This is a genomic window from Pseudomonas sp. FG36, assembly GCF_057809275.1.
Genome location: NZ_JBMDJQ010000007.1, coordinates 19,617 through 35,251, shown reverse-complemented (window position 1 = coordinate 35,251; position 15,635 = coordinate 19,617). Strand labels below are relative to the sequence as shown.

Sequence of the window (15,635 nt, the reverse complement as noted above, 5' to 3'; positions counted from 1 at the left end):
ACTATGAAAGCTTCAGATGCAGTGGCAAAAGTTCTGGCGGACAGTAATGTCCTCTATGGTTTTGAGCTCATTGGTGGAATGATCGCCCATCTGGTGGACAGTATTAACTTGCTCGGCAAGACCAAGTTGGTATCCATGCACCATGAGCAAGGCGCGGCCTTTGCTGCATCTGCAGTTGCACGTGCGACCGATCACAAAGTGATGGGCGTGGCCCTGGGTACCAGTGGCCCGGGCGCTACCAACCTGATCACCGGTATTGCCGATTGCTGGCTGGACAGCCATCCGTGCCTGTTCCTCACCGGGCAGGTCAACACCCATGAACTCAAGGGTGACCGGCCTATTCGCCAGCAAGGTTTCCAGGAGCTCGACAGCGTTGCCCTGGTGAGCAGTATTACCAAGTACGCTCATCAGGTTACCCATGTCGACGAATTGATTCCCTGCCTCCTCAAGGCGATCCGCATTGCTCGGGAGGGGCGTCCAGGCCCTGTACTGCTGGACATCCCCATGGACATCCAGCGCGCCGAGATCGATGACGGCGTGCTGGATCGGTTGCTGAGCAACTGGTCCGCTGAGTCGGCCCCTGTTTGCGCGCAGCAGCGCAGGTTTGACGATGTCTGGACGTTGCTGGCCAGCGCGCGCAGACCGGTGTTCCTGATCGGTGGCGGCGCGGTCAACGTGCCGGGGTTCGACCAGTGGCTGAGCGAGGTCGATCGGCTGGGTATTCCCCATGTCGCCAGCCTCAAGGGGGCCGAAAAACTCACCGCGAGCGAACACTATCTGGGAATGCTCGGGGCCTATGGTACCCGTGCGGCCAACCATGCGGTGCAGCATTGCGACCTGCTGGTGGTGTTCGGCAGTCGCATGGACGTGCGCCAGACCGGAGCGAAAACGGAAACGTTCGCTGCCAATGCGCATATCGTCCAGTTCGATCTGGAGCAGGGCCAGCTCGACAACCGGGTGAAGGCCCAGCAGTCGATCCAGGCCGACCTGAAGACGGTGTTCGCCGACTTCAGTGCGCGCGCCGACGCATTTACGTCCGCCCCGCAGGATTGGCGCGCGCGTCTGGCAGAGGTTTTCGAGCAGTCGTTCGTCGATGAGTACACGACATGGAGCGTCAGCCCGTTCGCCTTGCTGAGCAGTCTCAATGAGCTCACTGCCGGCCGGGCGCTCGACTATGTCGCCGATGTCGGCAACAACCAGATGTGGGCCGCGCATACCCTGCGCCTGAGTCCAGGCCAGGCCATGCACCATTCTGGTGGCCTGGGCACGATGGGCTTTGCCATCCCCGCGGCCGTGGGGGCGTGCATAGCGGCTGACAAACCGGTGATCGTGATCACTGGCGATGGCGGTGCGCAGCTGAACATCCAGGAACTGGACATCATTGCCCGCGAGCGGTTGCCGATCCTGACCATCGTCATGAACAACCATTCGTTGGGCATGGTGCGTGGCTTCCAGGAGATGTATTTCGAGGGGCGCAACTCCTCGACCTACTGGCAGGGGTACACCTCGCAGTTCCAGGCCCTTGGCGCCGCGTACGGCATCCACTCGCTGAGTGTCGCCGACCTCGACGCCTTCAAGTCTGCGGTGGCCGATTTCCTGGCCGCTGGCAAGCCGATGCTCATCGAGGTGCTCATGCCGGATGCGCGCGAGTGCCGGCCGCGACTCGAGTTCGGTCGGCCCATCGATGAACAGTCGCCGTTGCTGGACCTGGGCAAATGAAGCTCGCCATTCTCGGGGCGAGCAGTCATATCGCCAAGGACCTGGTAGCCGGCATTGCCGAGCATACGCAACACCACTGCACCCTGTTCGTGCGCTCGGTGAGTTCGCTGGACGCCGAGCTATGTGCCATTGCCCAGAGCAAGGGGTTTGTCGTCAGCGACTATGCCGGTTTCGACGAGCATTGCCAGTTCGACGCGATCATCAACTTCGTCGGTGTGGGCGACCCGGCGCGAGCGGTGCAGATGGGTAACGCCATCTTTTCTGTCACCGAGCAGTACGACAACCTGGCCCTGGCCTATCTGCGCAGTCACCCAGCCTGCCGGTACATCTACCTGAGCAGCGGCGCCGCGTATGGCAGCCATTTCGCGGCCCCTGTCACCGAGACGTCGCTGGCGACTTTTCCGATCAATGCATTGCAGCCGCAGGACTGGTACGGGGCCGCCAAGTTTCAGGCGGAGTGCCGGCACCGGGCGCTGCCCGAGGCGGCGATCATCGATGTGCGGGTTTTCAGCTACTTCAGTCACCGCCAGGCACCCGAGGCGCGCTTCTTCCTCAGCGACATACTGCGTGCCCTGCACAGCGGCGAGGTGCTTCAGGTCGCGGCAGACGACATGTTCAGGGACTACCTGACACCGGCGGATTTCCTGCAGTTGATCGAGCGGATCCTCAAGGCGCCGCCTTGCAACGACGCGGTCGATTGCTACAGCCTGGCACCGGTGGGCAAGTTCGAGCTGCTGGCTGCCTTGGCAGAGCAGTTCGGCCTGCGCTTCGCCGTGACCGGTGACCAGGCCAGGGTCAATGCCACGGGCCCCAAGGCCCATTACTATTCACGCAACCGCAAGGCCGAGCATTTGTTCGGCTACGTGCCCGGCGACTCATCGCTCAGTGGTGTAATGCGCGAGATCAGGCAGACGCTCAATGCAACAGACTAAGCAGGCGCTCCCCATGTTGCGCGGACTGCTCAAGGTGAAGCTGTTCAGATTCCTGCTGGTGGGAATGATGAACGCGGCGTTCGGCTATGGCTGTTTTGCCGGGTTTCTCTACCTGGGCCTGCACTACAGCGCGGCCTTGCTGCTGGCGACGGTGCTGGGGATTGCCTTCAACTTCAAGAGCACTGGCGCACTGGTGTTCGGCTCGAAGAACAACCGGCTGATCTTCAGGTTCGTCGCAGGCTACGGCGTTGTCTATGGCGCCAACGTGGCAGGCATTGCCCTGCTCAAAATGCTGGGGGTCGATCCTTACCTGGCGGGCATGGCGTTGATCGTGCCCATGGCCCTGCTCTCATTCGTCATCAATAACAGGTTCGTTTTCAACTATGCGTAAGCTCATCAGTATCGTGACACCGTGCTACAACGAAGAAGCCAACATTGATGAGCTGTACCAGCGCATCGTCGAGGTGATGTCCCGCCTCGACTACGACTACGAGCACATCTTCATCGACAACTGCTCGACCGATAACAGCATCGTCAAGTTGCGTGCCCTGGCTGCGCAGGACAAGCGCGTCAAGCTCATCCTCAACGCGCGCAACTTCGGTCATATTCGCTCGCCGTACCATGCGCTGCTGCAGGCCCGGGGCGATGCTGCCGTGCTTATCGCCTCCGACCTGCAAGACCCGCCCGAGATGATCGAAGAGTTCGTCAAGAAATGGGAGGAGGGCTTCAAGACCGTCATGGCGGTCAAACCGGAAAGCGAAGAGTCGCGCGTGATGTTCATGGTGCGCAAAGCCTACTATCGTTTCGTTACCCGCATTTCCGAGGTTCCGCTGGTGCAGAATGCCACCGGTGCAGGCCTGTTCGATCGGGCTGTGCTGGATATCCTCAAGACCATCGACGATCCCTATCCGTACTTCCGTGGCCTGCTGTGCGAAATCGGCTTCCCGATCGCCACCGTGCCGTTCAAGCAACCTCGGCGTCAGCGCGGGATCACCAAGAACAACTTCTACACCCTGTACGACATCGCGATGCTGGGGATCACCAACCACTCCAAGGTTCCGCTGCGCCTGATGGTCATGGGCGGTGCCGCGCTAGCCGGCCTCAGCCTGCTGGCGGCCTTCGGATTCCTGCTGGCCAAGCTGGTGTTCTGGAATTCCTTCCAGATGGGTATCGCACCGCTGTTGATCTCGCTGTTCTTCTTCAGTTCGGTGCAGATTCTGTTCCTGGGCATGCTCGGCGAGTACCTGGGGTCGGTGCATACACAGATGCGTAACATGCCGCTGGTGGTTGAGGCGGAACGTGTGAACTTTGACTAGCCGTGCCATGAGCTGCTTCGGAAGAGGTTAGTTGAATACATGTGATGCGTTATGTGTGCAACCTTATCTCGTATAATAATTATTTTTTGCCAGTATCGATATGGGTTTTAATATGAAGGATCAGGGGCAGGTGAGGTTGGGTTTTTATGCGCTCGGCGGACTTATTTTGTTTGCCTTGGTGTTCTATTATTCTCGTTATATGCAAGTTTCCAGTTACGATTTTACTCAGCATTTTCTTCTTATTGATGAGCTTAGCAAGAACGCTGGAGTTCGGGATGGCGCTTTTGATCGAATAGGCCCTATGGCCTATTATCCACCGGCTGCGCATTGGATGGCTACCCTCATTGGCTGGGTCGGTGGTTCTGGGTTGGTTGGGATGATCATTGTTACGGTTGCGTCATCGTTTTTCTGTTATGTTTTAATAGTCAATCTGATTGATGCATCCTCGCCAACGAATGTCGTTCTTTTTTCTGTTGCGTTTCTTGTCATGCAGGTGGCCAGGTCACAGGTAGGATGGGAGGTGGTTGGTAACTTCTTCTATCCACAGATCGTCGCTGATGTATTGTACTTCGGTGTTTTGCTATTAGCTGCACGTAATCGCCATGCCTGGAAGCAGACTGTATATTTTCTTTTGGCCGGCCTGATCACGATGTGGGTCCAGCCACTGGTTGCTATTCATGTGCTCGCTGCCGGATGTGCTTTACTTGGCCTTCAGTTTCTGATGCATTGGCACGATAGATCCCTGCGGTTGCAGAATGCATTGTGTCTTTTGACGATGGTTGTGGGTGCGATTCTGATTATTTTCACGAATCCCGCCTTCGAGGTCATGCGGCAGATATCGGCAAATAATGGCGGTCTTGATCTAGGCTACAACGCGGTCATGCCTGTTGCATTCATCTGTGCGGGGATTGGTTGTGTCAATCTGTGGCGATACTGGCGTGGCAAGGCCGAACACAGAGACTTGGTGCTAGGTGGCGCAGTTGTGGCTGCTGTGGGCCTCGCGGTAATCCAGTTTGCAGTGTTGAAGTTGCAAGGCGATGGGTCGTACTATGCAGTTAAGAAGCATATGTTCCTTGTCTTCACGCTTGGTATGATGAATGCTGTTCGATTGTTGTCGCTACTTGTTCCAGACTTTGGGTGGCGGTTGAAATCTGGGTGGGTTGCCCCTGTCCTGGCTGGCATAGCAACAGTGTTTATTCTGCAAAAGTACAGAACGCCCGTGGCCCCTATCGTTGACGCTATGAATCATGCCAAGGTGATGGCTGATTATCAGATTTCTGATTTTAAGCCGGGCAATACCGTCTTCTCGGACACCGCTCTCCCATTACTTGCCAATACGCTTATTTCTCTGACTGCGCTGGAGCACCCATTTAACGCGCGGGCAGTGGCATGGCAGGGAGGGGAGTCAATTGTCAATGGTGCAAAGCATGCAATAGTTCGACGTACGCCACGAATAGATAGTATCTGTAAGGATCGGTTGCTAGAGACATCTACTTATGTCGTAGTCGCGCCTGAGTGCCTCAATCAATATATGCCTGGTGACAAGCTAAGCTTCACTTCGGGGGGTAATGGTTGGCAGTACGCATCAGGAGGATGGAGCGTAGGAGAACCTTGGGGCGCTTGGTCGATAGGTAATGTTGGTGGCGCAGTTCTGCTGCGTGTCCCCTCCAACACGTACCTGTTGCAGGTCGATGGCCGGGCATTCCTCACACCTGAGCATTCGTCGCAGACGATTATCGCCGAGGTAAACGGCGTGGAGGTCGCCAAGTGGACATTCGAGCTTTCTGCTCCGGTCGGGACTCGTACTGCAGAGGTTGATAAAAGCCTGGTCAAGAACGGCGCTGTCCGTATTGTACTGAAGGCACCAGGCGCGGTCTCTCCTATGCAGCTCGGAAAGTCCGCAGATGTCAGGGTTCTTGGTATCGGGGTGACTTCAATCGTGTTGGTGCCCATGCCATAGATGAAACAGGGAAGGGCCGCCATGTGCGGCCTTTTCTATTGAAGAGCGACAAATGCTCAGGCACAAGCGAGCTCGAGTTTTCTACGATTGATGATATGGGTTGCCGTACGTCTGCTACGGCGATGTCATTGTTTGTCGAAGGCGAGCAGCAGGCCTGCAGCGTAACAATTTGACCAAACCTGCCATTTGCGGCTGTGTGCATTGCGTCTAGGTTTCAGAGGGCAGCCAAGGAAATGCTGCTCCTCAACCAACCCAAGGACTCAACCATGCGAAACACAGTACTGACCTACCTCCTTCTGCCACTGTTCACCTGCCTTTCCTTCTCGCTTCCTGCCGCTGCGCAAGTCACGGTGAACGCCGAGCCGGCAGCCATCGAAGTGCCTGTCAATGCTCCAGCGGTCGGGAACGTCAACCTCAACCGGGCCGATGCCGCCACACTGCAAAAAGAGCTCAAAGGGATCGGCAAAGCCAAGGCCGAGGCGATCATCGCCTATCGTGAGACCCACGGAGCGTTCCAGTCGGTGGACGAACTGCTGGAGATCAAGGGGATCGGAAGCGCGCTGCTCGAGCAGAATCGAGACAGGCTGGTCGTGGATTGATCAGCGGGGCGGCCGGTTGGCGGTGTGCCAATCGGCTTCACCCCGAATGGTCTGGTGTGTGTTCAACGATCCTGCGCATCCTTCGCATCCGCCTCGGCATTGCGCTCATGCACCTTCTTCAACTGCTCCTCGGTCAACGGCAACTTCTTCGCCGTATCGCGCAGTAGCATCAACCCGCCGACAATCGACCCAAGCGCAACAAGCAGTATCAACCAGGCATACCAAGGCATCGAGATTCTCCTGAAAGCGTATAGGGCACCGCTTACATGGCATTCGAGCCATTGCCGCAGCCGTTGGTTCCATTATAGGAGCCACCCCCGCCCAGGCCAATTCTCATGACCCACGGCCCCCAAACCCCGCCCCACTTCGTTTACAATGCGCGCCGTTTACGACTTGCCAAGAGACCCTGCCCATGTCCGCCTGCCAGACGCCCCTGATCGTCGCCCTGGATTTCCCCACCCGTGACGCCGCCCTGAAGCTGGCCGACCAGCTCGACCCCGCCCTGTGCCGGGTCAAGGTGGGCAAGGAACTGTTCACCAGCAGCGCTGCGGGAATCGTCGAGACCCTGTGCAGCAAGGGCTTCGAAGTGTTCCTCGACCTCAAGTTCCACGATATCCCCAACACCACCGCCATGGCGGTCAAGGCTGCAGCCGAGATGGGCGTGTGGATGGTCAACGTGCACTGCTCTGGCGGCCTGCGCATGATGTCGGCTTGCCGTGAGGAACTGGCCAAGCGCAGCGGCCCGCAGCCGCTGCTGATCGGCGTGACCGTGCTGACCAGCATGGAGCGCGAGGACCTGGCCGGGATCGGCCTGGATGTCGACCCGCAGGAGCAGGTGCTGCGCCTGGCGGCGCTGGCGCAAAAAGCCGGTATGGACGGCCTGGTGTGCTCGGCGCTGGAAGCGCCGGCGCTGAAGGCGGCGCACCCGTCGCTGCAACTGGTCACCCCGGGTATCCGCCCGGCAGGCAGTGCCCAGGACGACCAGCGCCGGATCCTGACCCCGCGCCAGGCACTGGACGCCGGTTCCGATTACCTGGTGATCGGGCGTCCGATCAGCCAGGCAGCGGATCCGGCCCAGGCGTTGGCTGCTGTGGTGGCTGAGATTCGCGGTTGATTCGAGAGACTGCGGGTGCGGGCTGCGCCTGAGCGCAGCCCGCAATGATCAGACCTTCAGTACCAACTTGCCGAAATTCTCCCCGCTGAACAGCTTGAGCAGCGTCTCGGGGAAGGTTTCCAACCCCTCCACCACATCCTCCTTGCTCTTGACCTTGCCGCTGGCCAGCCACCCGGCCATTTCCTGTGCGGCCTTGCCGTACTCCTTGACGTAGTCCATCACCACGAAGCCTTCCATGCGCGCGCGGTTGACCAGCAGCGCCAGGTAGTTGGCTGGGCCCTTGACCGCCTCTTTATTGTTGTACTGGCTGATGGCGCCGCAGATCACCACCCGAGCCTTGAAGTTCAGGCGCGACAGCACCGCGTCGAGGATGTCGCCACCGACGTTGTCGAAGTACACATCCACGCCCTTGGGGCATTCGCGCTTGAGCCCGGCGAGCACGTCTTCGGCCTTGTAGTCGATGACCCCGTCGAAGCCCAGTTCATCCAGCAGGTACTGGCACTTTTGCGCGCCACCGGCGATGCCGACCACGCGGCAACCCTTGAGCTTGGCGATCTGCCCGGCAATGCTGCCGACCGCGCCGGCGGCGCCGGAGATCACCACGGTTTCGCCGGCTTTGGGCTGGCCGACATCGAGCAGGGCGAAGTAGGCGGTCATGCCGGTCATGCCCAGTGCCGACAGATAACGGGGCAGGGGGGCCAGGCGCGGGTCGATCTTGTGCAGGCCCTGGGGTTCACCGGTGAAGTAGTCCTGCACGCCCAGGGCGCCGCTGACATGGTCGCCGGGCTTGTAGTCCGGGTGATTGGAGCCGACCACCTCGCCGACGCCAAGGGCACGCATCACCTGGCCCAGGCCCACCGGGGGAATATACGACTTGCCTTCGTTCATCCAGCCGCGCATGGCAGGGTCCAGGGACAGGTAGAGGTTTTTCACCAGCACCTGACCTTCGCCGGGCTCGTCGGCAGGGGCCTGCTCATAGGTGAAGTCGTCACGGCGCACGGCGCCGACCGGGCGCTTGGTCAGCAGGAAACGGCGGTTGGTGTGGGGCATGGCGAGTTCTCCTGAACGAGTGTGAGGGGGGATGATCGGCGGGTTGAATGGGCCGCGTCACGCAAGATCACTGCGAACGATAGTAGTCCAACCGTGCCCTTGATGATGCTGCCCAGCCCAGCGGTGCCCTGACTAGACTCAGCCACGACTTCCCATCCTTTTGCAGGAGCCAGTGATGAGCATGACTTTCTCCGGCCAGGTTGCCCTGGTCACCGGTGGCGCGGCGGGTATCGGCCGGGCGACCGCCCAGGCGTTTGCCGCCGAGGGGCTCAAGGTGGTGGTGGCCGACCGTGATGCGCACGGTGGCGAAGGCACCGTGGCGCTTATTCGCCAGAATGGTGGCGAAGCAATGTTCATCGCCTGCGACGTTACCCGCGACGAAGATGTGCGGCAGTTGCACGAGCGGGTGGTCGAGGCATACGGGCGCCTGGACTACGCCTTCAACAACGCCGGCATCGAAATCGAGAAGGGGCGATTGGCGGAGGGCAGCGAGGCGGAGTTCGACGCGATCATGGGCGTCAACGTCAAGGGCGTCTGGCTGTGCATGAAGTATCAACTGCCCCTGCTGCTGGCCCAGGGCGGTGGCGCCATCGTCAATACGGCCTCGGTGGCCGGCCTGTCGGCGGCGCCGAAAATGAGCATCTATGCCGCCTCCAAGCATGCGGTTATAGGACTGACCAAATCGGCGGCCATCGAGTACGCGAAGAAGGGCATCCGGGTCAATGCGGTGTGCCCGGCAGTGATCGATACCGACATGTTCCGCCGCGCCTACGAGGCTGATCCGCGCAAGGCCGAGTTCGCTGCGGCGATGCACCCGGTCGGGCGCATCGGCAAGGTCGAGGAGATTGCCAGCGCGGTGTTGTACCTGTGCAGCGATGGTGCGGCCTTCACGACGGGGCACAGCCTGACGGTCGACGGTGGCGCGCTGGCGATCTGACCGAGGCCAGCCACAGGGCCAGCGCCACCGCCGCGCAGCCCAGCAGCAACACACCACCAAACACGATCAAGGCCAGCCGTGACCCCAGCCGGTCACTGAGCAGCCCGGTGAAGATCACCGGCAGGCTGAACCCCAGGTAGGCCAGCAGGAAGAACCCGGCACTGGCCCGGGTTTTTTCTGGGCCGGCCAACTGATTCACCGCCGCCAGCCCGCCCAGGTAGATGAAGCCATAGCAGGCGCTGCTGGCGGCCACGGCGCCCATCAAAACGCCCGGCAGGTTGCCACTGTCGGCGCCCCAGGCCAGCAGCGCGTAGCTGCACGGCAGGATCAGCAGCCCGAGCAAGGTCGCCCGGGCACTGGCCATGCGCCGGGCCAGGGGCTGGAACAGCAGGCCGCAACTGATCACGCAGAAGGTCGAGAACCCCGACCAGGCGCTCAGGCCGTGCTGGCGCAGGATCCCCGGCAGCAGGGCGATGACCAGCCCGACACAGGCCCAGGCCAGCAGGATCGCCAGGCCATAGGCCAGGCTGCCGCTGGGATAGCACGGCAGGCGCAGCATGGCGCTGCGTTGCGTCGGGCGTGGGTCCGGCAGGCGCCAGACCAGCACCAGGGCCGCGGCGGCCAGTATCAGCTGCAAATGGAAACTGCCTGGGGTGAGTGTCTGCCCGCGCAGCAGGAACAGGCTGGTCAGCGCCGCGCCGAGGCCAAAACCCAAGGAAGTGCTGGCCGTGACCCAGATCGCGGCGCGGCCACTTTCGCCGGGCCGCATCAGCTCGCTCATGTAGGCGGTGGCCGTGGCCGAGGCCAGGCCAGTGCCCAGGCCCAGGAACAAGCGCGCCACACCCAGGGAGGCCAGGCTGGGGGACAGCAACATGATCAAGGTGGCGATCATCGACAGGACGAGTGCGACCAGGATCAACGGGCGTCGCCCGACTCGGTCGGCCAGGCCGCCGAGGGCCAGCAGCACTGGCAATACACCGAGCACGTAGCCGGAGAAAGCCACGGCGGTCGCCGCGGCGCCTTGCCCGGAGAGGTCGGCGTAGGTGATGTACAGCGGGGCCTGGAGGTTCACCGCAAGGGTGATCAGGCACAGGGCGAAGGCCAGCAGGGCCGGGGCGTGGCGAGTGGGCATGGGTGGTTTCCGCAAGATCGATTGCGTCAGCATCGGCCCTGGGTGGCTGTTCGCCAAGGTACACCCAGTACGGATTTGTGTTTAACTGTTTGCCTGAAATAAGCGAACACTTGCCATGCACTTCAATCTTGATCGCGGTCTCCCCACACCCTTGGTTCAGCAGTTGACCGAGCAGTTGCAGGCCTGGATCACTCGGCAGCGCTTGCGCCCGGGTGCACGCCTGCCATCGATCCGCACCTTGGCCAAGGCCCAGGCGGTCAGTGCTTCGTGCGTGATCGAAGCCTACGACCGGCTGGTGGCCAGCGGCTGGCTGGAGGCACGGCACGGTGCCGGGTTCTTCGTTGCCGAGCGCAAGCCGGGCCTGCGTCCCGATCCTGGCGAGCCGTGGGGCGAGGCGATCGACGGCAGTTGGCGACAGTTTCGCGAAGGGCATGAGCAACTGCTCAAGCTCGGCTGTGGCTGGCTGCCCGTGGCCTGGCGAGCCGAGGCTGAACTGGCCCAGGCCATCCGCCAGGTCAGCCGTGGCGCGCCCGAGGCACTGTTCGACTACTGCCCGCCCCAAGGCCTGGCGAGCCTGCGCCTGCAACTGCACAAGGGGCTGGCGCGGCTGGATATCGCCGCGGAACCTGAGCGTATCGTCACCACCCAGGGGGCCAGCCATGCCCTCGACCTGCTGGTGCGGACCTTGCTGGCGCCGGGCGACACGGTGCTGGTGGAACGGCCCGGTTACTACAACCTTTACAACCTGCTGCGCCTGCACGGCGTGCGCATGCTCGAGGTACCGCGCACTGCCAGTGGTCCCGACCTGGCCGTGCTCGAGCAGTTGCTCGCCGAACACCGGCCGCGCTGCCTGTTCATCAACAGCCTGTACCAGAACCCGACCGGCACCAGCCTGACGCCCAAGGTCGCCTATCGCCTGCTGGAGCTGGCCCGTGGGCATGACCTGCGGATTGTCGAGGATGACCTCTATGCCGACTTCCAGGACGGACCGGCGACACGGCTGGCTACCCTCGACAGTGAGCAACGGGTGATCTACCTGGGCAGCTTCTCCAAGACCCTCAGCAGTTCGCTGCGGGTCGGCTATGTGGTGGCCGATCCGCCCTTGGTGGCGCGTCTGGCCGAACTGAAGATGGTCGCGGGCATCGGCACCTCGCGCTTCGCCGAGCAGGTGGTCGGGCAGATGCTCGCCAACGGCAGTTACCGCAAGAGCGTGCAGCGTCTGCGGCTGCGCCTGGGCCAGCACCGGGCGAGGACGCTGGGGCTGCTGGAGGCCTGCGGCTGGGAGGTGTTCTGCGAACCCGTCGGCGGCATGTTCGTCTGGGCCCGGGTACCGGGGCGCGACTTCGCCGAACTGGAGCGGCTTGCGCTGGCTCACGCGGTGTTGCTTACCCCGGGCAGTGCCTTCGATCCGCAGGGCCGGGCCAGTGAGTGGCTGCGTATCAATGTCGCCTATGGGCAGGATTCGCGGGCCGAGGCGTTCTTCCGGCATGCGGGGCGACCTCTGGCGGTCTGAAAGCGACACGCTCATAGCTAAATGACACCATTGGAGCGTCTGGCTCTTGTGACGGAGTCGGCGCCATTGTCACTCTTGCTGTCGGTAAAGTCCGACAAGGCGAGGGGATTGGTGATGGCGGCGACCAAGCACGGTGTACTGGCCAATCTGGGCATGGCGCGCAAGCTCGGCCTGGGCTTCGCCCTGGTGTTGCTGCTCACCCTGGTGGTGGCTGCCATCGGCGTGTACGCCCTGGCCAATGTCGGCCAGCGCTTCGATGGGCTGCGGCAGATGGCTCAGTTCAATACCGACCTGTTGAAGCTGCGCCAGCACGAACAGGCCTTCGCCCTGCGCTCGGACATCAAGGAGGCCGACGCCCTGCGCACGGGGCTGCAGGGGCTGGTGGAGCGAGCCCAGGCAGTGCCAGCACTGGCCTCGACCGAGGCCGATCTGAATGCCTATGGGCAAGCGTTCGACCAGTTCGTCCAGGCGGTGCAGGCCAAGGAGCTGGCGCTGGACATGGCCAGCTGGTCGGTGTCGAGCGTGGCCAACAACCTCGATGTGCTGCAGGCCGGCCTGGCCGACGATGGCACCTATACCCTCAAGCAGTCCCAGGGCCAGCAGGGCGGTGAGTTCCTGGAGCAGGCCGGGCAGGTGGCGCAGGTGTCGCGGCTGATGCTGCAGGCCATGGACGAGGCCCGGGTGCGCCTGGACCAGAGCCGCAAGGGCGGTGAAGCCAGTGCCGAGGGGCGCATCGCCCAGACGGTCGAAGCGGCGACCCTGGTGGACCAGCTCAAGGCTTCGGTCGCCGATGCCGGCTACCAGAGCGTGCTGGGCGAGGTGGCCGGACATATCGGCAGTTTCTCCGAAAAGCTCAATGAGTACACCGACCTGCTGGGCCAGGAGCGGGGTATCAAGGACCAGTTGCAGGCGCGTGCCGAGCAGGTTACCGCGCGTGTCGACCAGGTGTATGCCGATCAGGAGCAGGCCATGCAGGCCGAACTGGCACGCAACGCCGTCGCCATTACTGCGGCCACGGCGCTGGCGCTGCTGGTAGGCGTGCTGGCGGCCTGGCTGATCACCCGCGCCGTGGTCGCACCGCTCAAGCGGGTGATCAGCCGGGCCCGGCGCATTGCCGCAGGCGAGCTGGGCATCGAGGCCGAGCCGCCGCGTGCCGACGAGGTCGGCCAGTTGTTGCAGGCCATGCAGCAGATGGCCGAGGGCTTGTCCGGTATCGTCAGTGGCTTGCAGCAGGGTATCGACCAGTTGGCCGGCAGTGCCCAGGCCTTGTCGGCGGTCACCGAGCAGACCAACCGCGAAGTCGGTAGCCAGAAGGACGAGACCGAGCAGGTGGCCACCGCGATGCAGCAGATGACTGCGACCGTCCATGATGTGGCGCGCAACGCCGAGCAGGCAGCCCAGGCGGCCCAGGCAGCCGATGACGAGGTCGGCTCGGGGCAGCAGGTGGTGCGTCAGAGCATGCAGCGCATCGAGCAACTGGCGCTGGCCGCCGAAACCGCCAGCAGCGGCATCGACAGCCTCAGTGCCGAGATCCATACCATCGGTGATGTACTCGAGGTGATCAAGAGCGTGGCCGAGCAGACCAACCTGCTGGCGCTCAATGCCGCGATCGAGGCGGCGCGGGCCGGGGAGCAGGGGCGCGGGTTCGCGGTGGTGGCCGACGAAGTGCGCGCCCTGGCGCGGCGTACCCGGCAGTCCACCGAGGAGATCGAGCGCCTGGTCGCCAGCCTGCGCGGCAATGCCCAGCAGTCGGTGATGCAGATCCGCGGCAGCACCGAGCTGGTGCGCCTGGCGGTGGCCGACACGCTGCAGACCGAGAGCGCCCTGGGCAGCATCGCGGCGGCGGTGTCGTTGATCCAGCAGATGAACCAGCAGATCGCCGCGGCGGCCGAGCAGCAGAGCTCGGTGGCCGAGGAGATCAGCCGCAGCGTCACGCAGATACGCGGTAGTGCCGACCAGGCGGCACTGGCGATGGAGGACAATGCCCGCTCAAGCGTCGAGCTGGCGCAGTTGGGCAATGACTTGAAGGGGATGGTGGGGCATTTCCGCTTGTGATTGCCCCACGATTACATTGTCAGCCCTTGCGCGGACTGAGGATCAGCAAGGTCAGCACCCCCGCCACGATCCCCCAGAACGCCGAGCCGATCGAGAACAGTGTGAAGCCCGACGCTGTGACCATGAAGGTGATCAGGGCCGCCTCGCGCTCGCGCACCTCGCCCATGGCCACGCTCAAGCCGTTCATGATCGAACCGAACAACGCCAGCGCCGCGATCGACAGCACCAGCTCCTTGGGCAGGGCGCTGAACAGCGCCGCCAGGGTGGCGCCAAAGATGCCGGCGATACCGTAGAAAATCCCGCACCAGACCGCTGCCGTGTAGCGCTTGGCCGGATCCTCATGAGCATGCGGCCCGGTGCAGATCGCCGCGCTGATTGCCGCCAGGTTGACTCCGTGGGAGCCAAACGGCGCCAGCAGCAGCGAGGCGAAGCCGGTGGCCGAGATCAGCGGCGAAGCCGGCACCTGATAGCCGTCGGCGCGCAGCACGGCGACGCCGGGCATGTTCTGCGAGGTCATGGCCACCACGAACAGCGGGATGCCGATGCTGATGGTCGCCGCCAGCGAGAAGCTCGGCGTGGTCCACACCGGGGTTGCGACTTCCAGCTGGAAGCCGCTGAAGTCCAGCAACCCCAGGGCGCCGGACAGCGCGGTGCCGACCAGTAGCGCGGCCAGCACGCAGTAGCGCGGCGACAGGCGCTTGACCAGCAGGTAGCTGAAGAACATGCCCAGCACCAGTAGCGTGCGGTGTTGAGCGGCGACGAAGATCTCGCTGCCGATCTTGAACAGGATGCCGGCCAGCAGGGCCGAGGCCAGGGAGGCGGGAATGCGCCGCACCAGGCGCTCGAAACTGCCGGTCAGGCCGCAGATCAATACCAGCACGGCGCAGGTGATGTAGGCGCCGATCGCTTCGCCGTAGCTCACCCCGCCAAGGCTGGTGATCAGTAGCGCTGCGCCGGGTGTCGACCAGGCCACGGTGATCGGCGTGCGGTAGCGCAGCGACAGGCCGATGCTGCACACTGCCATGCCGATCGACAGGGCCCAGATCCATGAGGAAATCTGTGCGCTGGTAAGACCGGCCGCTTGGCCAGCCTGGAACATCAGCACCAGCGAGCTGGTGTAGCCGGTGAGCATGGCGATAAAGCCGGCGACAATCGCCGACGGCGAGCTGTCCGCCAGCGGCCGCAGGCGCGCTGAGGTGGCATCGGTCATAGGGAATTCCTTGTGCAGGTGTAAGCAGTTTTTTCAGGCTACCGTGCCATGGCGTGATCCTTGCCATACAGCAGGCATTGCATTTAGCCGTACAGTCG

14 protein-coding genes and 1 pseudogene are annotated in these 15,635 nt (G+C 62.5%); 11 read left to right on the top strand and 4 right to left on the bottom strand.

Features of this window, described 5'->3' with window-relative positions:
* Nucleotides 1–3 precede the first annotated feature (3 nt).
* The 6 genes from ACODS9_RS07820 (at nucleotide 4) to ACODS9_RS07795 (ending at nucleotide 6,526) form a co-directional block, all read left to right on the top strand.
* Nucleotides 4–1,719, top strand: coding sequence for a thiamine pyrophosphate-binding protein (locus ACODS9_RS07820; RefSeq protein ID WP_401110147.1), 1,716 nt, complete (start codon nucleotides 4–6; stop codon nucleotides 1,717–1,719).
* A complete protein-coding gene (locus ACODS9_RS07815; protein ID WP_489093639.1) occupies nucleotides 1,716–2,651 on the top strand; it encodes an NAD-dependent epimerase/dehydratase family protein in 936 nt (311 codons plus the stop codon). The genes ACODS9_RS07820 and ACODS9_RS07815 overlap by 4 nt, the downstream gene beginning before the upstream one ends.
* A gap of 13 nt (nucleotides 2,652–2,664) precedes the next feature.
* On the top strand, nucleotides 2,665–3,042 hold the full coding sequence (locus ACODS9_RS07810; protein WP_401110143.1) for a GtrA family protein: 378 nt from the start codon (nucleotides 2,665–2,667) through the stop codon (nucleotides 3,040–3,042).
* Nucleotides 3,035–3,967 (top strand): glycosyltransferase family 2 protein, encoded by a 933-nt coding sequence (locus ACODS9_RS07805; protein ID WP_489093638.1) that lies wholly within the window; start codon nucleotides 3,035–3,037, stop codon nucleotides 3,965–3,967. Before ACODS9_RS07810 ends, ACODS9_RS07805 begins: the two co-directional genes overlap by 8 nt.
* 100 nt (nucleotides 3,968–4,067) lie before the next feature.
* Nucleotides 4,068–5,927, top strand: a complete 1,860-nt coding sequence (locus ACODS9_RS07800) for a hypothetical protein (RefSeq protein WP_489093637.1) — start codon at nucleotides 4,068–4,070, stop codon at nucleotides 5,925–5,927.
* A 266-nt stretch (nucleotides 5,928–6,193) separates the two neighbouring features.
* Nucleotides 6,194–6,526, top strand: coding sequence for a ComEA family DNA-binding protein (locus tag ACODS9_RS07795; RefSeq protein ID WP_489093636.1), 333 nt, complete (start codon nucleotides 6,194–6,196; stop codon nucleotides 6,524–6,526).
* 62 nt (nucleotides 6,527–6,588) lie between these two features.
* On the opposite strand, the gene ACODS9_RS07790 is transcribed toward ACODS9_RS07795, so the two are convergent.
* Nucleotides 6,589–6,756, bottom strand: a complete 168-nt coding sequence (locus tag ACODS9_RS07790) for a DUF2897 family protein (RefSeq protein ID WP_082120463.1) — start codon at nucleotides 6,754–6,756, stop codon at nucleotides 6,589–6,591.
* Nucleotides 6,757–6,938: 182 nt separating this feature from the next.
* On the opposite strand from ACODS9_RS07790, the gene pyrF reads away from it, so the two are divergent.
* Entirely contained in the window at nucleotides 6,939–7,640 is a 702-nt protein-coding gene (gene pyrF / locus ACODS9_RS07785; protein WP_094010694.1) for an orotidine-5'-phosphate decarboxylase, read from the top strand.
* A 48-nt stretch (nucleotides 7,641–7,688) separates the two neighbouring features.
* Here pyrF and ACODS9_RS07780 read toward each other — a convergent pair whose 3' ends face one another.
* Nucleotides 7,689–8,690: an NADP-dependent oxidoreductase gene (locus ACODS9_RS07780; protein ID WP_489093635.1), complete on the bottom strand. Its 1,002-nt coding sequence runs from the start codon at nucleotides 8,688–8,690 to the stop codon at nucleotides 7,689–7,691.
* Between the two features lie 175 nt (nucleotides 8,691–8,865).
* On the opposite strand from ACODS9_RS07780, the gene ACODS9_RS07775 reads away from it, so the two are divergent.
* The gene (locus tag ACODS9_RS07775) at nucleotides 8,866–9,627 is read left to right on the top strand and encodes an SDR family oxidoreductase (protein ID WP_489093634.1); all 762 of its coding nucleotides are present in this window, start codon (nucleotides 8,866–8,868) and stop codon (nucleotides 9,625–9,627) included.
* Here ACODS9_RS07775 and ACODS9_RS07770 read toward each other — a convergent pair.
* A complete protein-coding gene (locus tag ACODS9_RS07770; RefSeq protein WP_489093633.1) occupies nucleotides 9,578–10,759 on the bottom strand; it encodes an MFS transporter in 1,182 nt (393 codons plus the stop codon). The two genes, ACODS9_RS07775 and ACODS9_RS07770, sit on opposite strands and share 50 nt — an antisense overlap.
* A 115-nt stretch (nucleotides 10,760–10,874) precedes the next feature.
* On the opposite strand from ACODS9_RS07770, the gene ACODS9_RS07765 reads away from it, so the two are divergent.
* The 3 genes and pseudogenes from ACODS9_RS07765 to ACODS9_RS07755 all read left to right on the top strand — a co-directional run bounded on the left by ACODS9_RS07765 (nucleotide 10,875) and on the right by ACODS9_RS07755 (nucleotide 14,327).
* Nucleotides 10,875–12,272, top strand: coding sequence for an aminotransferase-like domain-containing protein (locus tag ACODS9_RS07765; RefSeq protein ID WP_489093632.1), 1,398 nt, complete (start codon nucleotides 10,875–10,877; stop codon nucleotides 12,270–12,272).
* Nucleotides 12,273–12,293: 21 nt separating this feature from the next.
* Nucleotides 12,294–13,469 (top strand): annotated as a pseudogene (locus tag ACODS9_RS07760) (HAMP domain-containing protein); the annotation flags it as partial.
* Nucleotides 13,455–14,327: a methyl-accepting chemotaxis protein gene (locus ACODS9_RS07755; protein ID WP_489093694.1), complete on the top strand. Its 873-nt coding sequence runs from the start codon at nucleotides 13,455–13,457 to the stop codon at nucleotides 14,325–14,327. The pseudogene ACODS9_RS07760 and the gene ACODS9_RS07755, both read left to right, overlap by 15 nt.
* A gap of 19 nt (nucleotides 14,328–14,346) precedes the next feature.
* Here ACODS9_RS07755 and ACODS9_RS07750 read toward each other — a convergent pair whose 3' ends face one another.
* Nucleotides 14,347–15,537, bottom strand: a complete 1,191-nt coding sequence (locus ACODS9_RS07750; protein ID WP_489093631.1) for a benzoate/H(+) symporter BenE family transporter — start codon at nucleotides 15,535–15,537, stop codon at nucleotides 14,347–14,349.
* Between the last annotated feature and the right edge of the window lie 98 nt (nucleotides 15,538–15,635).

What these genes read in the sequence shown, in the direction of transcription:
- ACODS9_RS07820 (WP_401110147.1), top strand. Translation starts at nt 4, where the DNA reads ATGAAAGCTTCAGATGCAGTGGCAAAAGTTCTGGCGGACAGTAATGTC.
- ACODS9_RS07815 (WP_489093639.1), top strand. Translation starts at nt 1,716, where the DNA reads ATGAAGCTCGCCATTCTCGGGGCGAGCAGTCATATCGCCAAGGACCTG.
- ACODS9_RS07810 (WP_401110143.1), top strand. Translation starts at nt 2,665, where the DNA reads ATGTTGCGCGGACTGCTCAAGGTGAAGCTGTTCAGATTCCTGCTGGTG.
- ACODS9_RS07805 (WP_489093638.1), top strand. Translation starts at nt 3,035, where the DNA reads ATGCGTAAGCTCATCAGTATCGTGACACCGTGCTACAACGAAGAAGCC.
- ACODS9_RS07800 (WP_489093637.1), top strand. Translation starts at nt 4,068, where the DNA reads ATGGGTTTTAATATGAAGGATCAGGGGCAGGTGAGGTTGGGTTTTTAT.
- ACODS9_RS07795 (WP_489093636.1), top strand. Translation starts at nt 6,194, where the DNA reads ATGCGAAACACAGTACTGACCTACCTCCTTCTGCCACTGTTCACCTGC.
- ACODS9_RS07790 (WP_082120463.1), bottom strand. Translation starts at nt 6,756, where the DNA reads ATGCCTTGGTATGCCTGGTTGATACTGCTTGTTGCGCTTGGGTCGATT.
- pyrF (WP_094010694.1), top strand. Translation starts at nt 6,939, where the DNA reads ATGTCCGCCTGCCAGACGCCCCTGATCGTCGCCCTGGATTTCCCCACC.
- ACODS9_RS07780 (WP_489093635.1), bottom strand. Translation starts at nt 8,690, where the DNA reads ATGCCCCACACCAACCGCCGTTTCCTGCTGACCAAGCGCCCGGTCGGC.
- ACODS9_RS07775 (WP_489093634.1), top strand. Translation starts at nt 8,866, where the DNA reads ATGAGCATGACTTTCTCCGGCCAGGTTGCCCTGGTCACCGGTGGCGCG.
- ACODS9_RS07770 (WP_489093633.1), bottom strand. Translation starts at nt 10,759, where the DNA reads ATGCCCACTCGCCACGCCCCGGCCCTGCTGGCCTTCGCCCTGTGCCTG.
- ACODS9_RS07765 (WP_489093632.1), top strand. Translation starts at nt 10,875, where the DNA reads ATGCACTTCAATCTTGATCGCGGTCTCCCCACACCCTTGGTTCAGCAG.
- ACODS9_RS07755 (WP_489093694.1), top strand. Translation starts at nt 13,455, where the DNA reads ATGCAGCAGATGGCCGAGGGCTTGTCCGGTATCGTCAGTGGCTTGCAG.
- ACODS9_RS07750 (WP_489093631.1), bottom strand. Translation starts at nt 15,537, where the DNA reads ATGACCGATGCCACCTCAGCGCGCCTGCGGCCGCTGGCGGACAGCTCG.